The sequence below is a fragment of the Stenotrophomonas sp. STEN018 genome, assembly GCF_056760235.1.
In genome coordinates this window covers 1-2,663 of record NZ_JBRREK010000122.1, presented here as the reverse complement: position 1 = coordinate 2,663, position 2,663 = coordinate 1, and the positions used below count along the sequence as shown (strand labels likewise).

The 2,663-nt window shown below is 53.0% G+C and carries 1 protein-coding gene, 2 tRNA genes and 2 rRNA genes; 4 read left to right on the top strand and 1 reads right to left on the bottom strand.

What is annotated here, in order from left to right:
* Window positions 1-195, bottom strand: a 195-nt coding sequence (locus ACVOMB_RS20910) for a hypothetical protein (protein WP_481532912.1), incomplete at its 3' end; no start/stop codon positions are given.
* Window positions 196-202: 7 nt separating this feature from the next.
* On the opposite strand from ACVOMB_RS20910, the gene ACVOMB_RS20905 reads away from it, so the two are divergent.
* From ACVOMB_RS20905 to ACVOMB_RS20890, 4 genes are all read left to right on the top strand, one after another.
* Window positions 203-1,749, top strand: a 16S ribosomal RNA gene (locus ACVOMB_RS20905).
* A gap of 93 nt (window positions 1,750-1,842) precedes the next feature.
* Window positions 1,843-1,918: transfer RNA gene (locus ACVOMB_RS20900), tRNA-Ala, on the top strand.
* Between the two features lie 73 nt (window positions 1,919-1,991).
* A tRNA-Ile gene (locus ACVOMB_RS20895) sits at window positions 1,992-2,068 on the top strand.
* Window positions 2,069-2,294: 226 nt separating this feature from the next.
* A 23S ribosomal RNA gene (locus ACVOMB_RS20890) occupies window positions 2,295-2,663 on the top strand; the annotation flags it as partial.

Sequence of the window (2,663 nt, the reverse complement as noted above, 5' to 3'; positions counted from 1 at the left end):
GCCTACGAAGAAGGCGCTGAGGCCTGATTCGAAGTTCTTTGACAGTATGCGCAGGTATCTTGTGAGGACGCCTGCAGGAATGGATGACTGTCCATCTTGCAGACGTTTAATCAAGCAATGATTCAATTGTTTTAATGCAAGCGAAACGTTGCCAGTGGTTGAACTTCTGCAGCTAAAGTTATTGTCTTCGGACATGTAGTTTTAAGTGAAGAGTTTGATCCTGGCTCAGAGTGAACGCTGGCGGTAGGCCTAACACATGCAAGTCGAACGGCAGCACAGTAAGAGCTTGCTCTTATGGGTGGCGAGTGGCGGACGGGTGAGGAATGCATCGGAATCTACTCTTTCGTGGGGGATAACGTAGGGAAACTTACGCTAATACCGCATACGACCTACGGGTGAAAGCCGGGGACCTTCGGGCCTGGCGCGAATGAATGAGCCGATGCCCGATTAGCTAGTTGGCGGGGTAAGAGCCCACCAAGGCGACGATCGGTAGCTGGTCTGAGAGGATGATCAGCCACACTGGAACTGAGACACGGTCCAGACTCCTACGGGAGGCAGCAGTGGGGAATATTGGACAATGGGCGCAAGCCTGATCCAGCCATACCGCGTGGGTGAAGAAGGCCTTCGGGTTGTAAAGCCCTTTTGTTGGGAAAGAAAAGCAGCCGGTTAATACCTGGTTGTTCTGACGGTACCCAAAGAATAAGCACCGGCTAACTTCGTGCCAGCAGCCGCGGTAATACGAAGGGTGCAAGCGTTACTCGGAATTACTGGGCGTAAAGCGTGCGTAGGTGGTTGTTTAAGTCTGTCGTGAAAGCCCTGGGCTCAACCTGGGAATTGCGATGGAAACTGGGCGACTAGAGTGTGGCAGAGGATAGTGGAATTCCTGGTGTAGCAGTGAAATGCGTAGAGATCAGGAGGAACATCCGTGGCGAAGGCGACTGTCTGGGCCAACACTGACACTGAGGCACGAAAGCGTGGGGAGCAAACAGGATTAGATACCCTGGTAGTCCACGCCCTAAACGATGCGAACTGGATGTTGGGTGCAATTTGGCACGCAGTATCGAAGCTAACGCGTTAAGTTCGCCGCCTGGGGAGTACGGTCGCAAGACTGAAACTCAAAGGAATTGACGGGGGCCCGCACAAGCGGTGGAGTATGTGGTTTAATTCGATGCAACGCGAAGAACCTTACCTGGCCTTGACATGTCGCGAACTTTCCAGAGATGGATTGGTGCCTTCGGGAACGCGAACACAGGTGCTGCATGGCTGTCGTCAGCTCGTGTCGTGAGATGTTGGGTTAAGTCCCGCAACGAGCGCAACCCTTGTCCTTAGTTGCCAGCACGTAATGGTGGGAACTCTAAGGAGACCGCCGGTGACAAACCGGAGGAAGGTGGGGATGACGTCAAGTCATCATGGCCCTTACGGCCAGGGCTACACACGTACTACAATGGTGGGGACAGAGGGCTGCAAGCCGGCGACGGTAAGCCAATCCCAGAAACCCTATCTCAGTCCGGATTGGAGTCTGCAACTCGACTCCATGAAGTCGGAATCGCTAGTAATCGCAGATCAGCATTGCTGCGGTGAATACGTTCCCGGGCCTTGTACACACCGCCCGTCACACCATGGGAGTTTGTTGCACCAGAAGCAGGTAGCTTAACCTTCGGGAGGGCGCTTGCCACGGTGTGGCCGATGACTGGGGTGAAGTCGTAACAAGGTAGCCGTATCGGAAGGTGCGGCTGGATCACCTCCTTTTGAGCAAGACAGCATCGCCTGTCAGGCGTCCCCACAAGAAACCTGCATTCAGAGATCTACACCGGCACAGGCTGGTGTGGAAAGTCCCAATTCGGGGCCTTAGCTCAGCTGGGAGAGCACCTGCTTTGCAAGCAGGGGGTCGTCGGTTCGATCCCGACAGGCTCCACCATTATCAGAACCTTCTCATGTGATCGCAGCAATGCGAACGGTGACAAGGCGCTGCTGAGTTATGACAGAACATTGGGTCTGTAGCTCAGGTGGTTAGAGCGCACCCCTGATAAGGGTGAGGTCGGTAGTTCGAGTCTACCCAGACCCACCACTCTGAATGTACCGCATACTAAGAATTTATAGACATCAGCACTGTGGCTGGTATCTGTTCTTTTAAAACTTGTGACGTAGCGAGCGTTTGAGATTATCTATCTTGACGTGTCGTGAGGCTAAGGCGGAAGACTTAAATGTCTTCTTATTAATTGAGTCGTTATATTCGTATCCGGGCTTTGTACCCCTGGATCAAATGTATAACCCAAGGCAACTTGCGGTTATATGGTCAAGCGAATAAGCGCACACGGTGGATGCCTTGGCGGTCAGAGGCGATGAAGGACGTGGCAGCCTGCGAAAAGTATCGGGGAGCTGGCAACAAGCTTTGATCCGGTAATGTCCGAATGGGGAAACCCACCGCTCCGGCGGTATCCTGCAGTGAATACATAGCTGCTGGAAGCGAACCTGGTGAACTGAAATATCTAAGTAACCAGAGGAAAAGAAATCAACCGAGATTCCCTGAGTAGCGACGAGCGAACGGGGAACAGCCCTTAAGCTGGTATGGTTCTAGAAAAACGGTTTGGAAAAGCCGGCCATAGAAGGTGATAGCCCTGTATTTAAAAGGGCCATTCCAGTGAAGACGAGTAGGGCGGGGC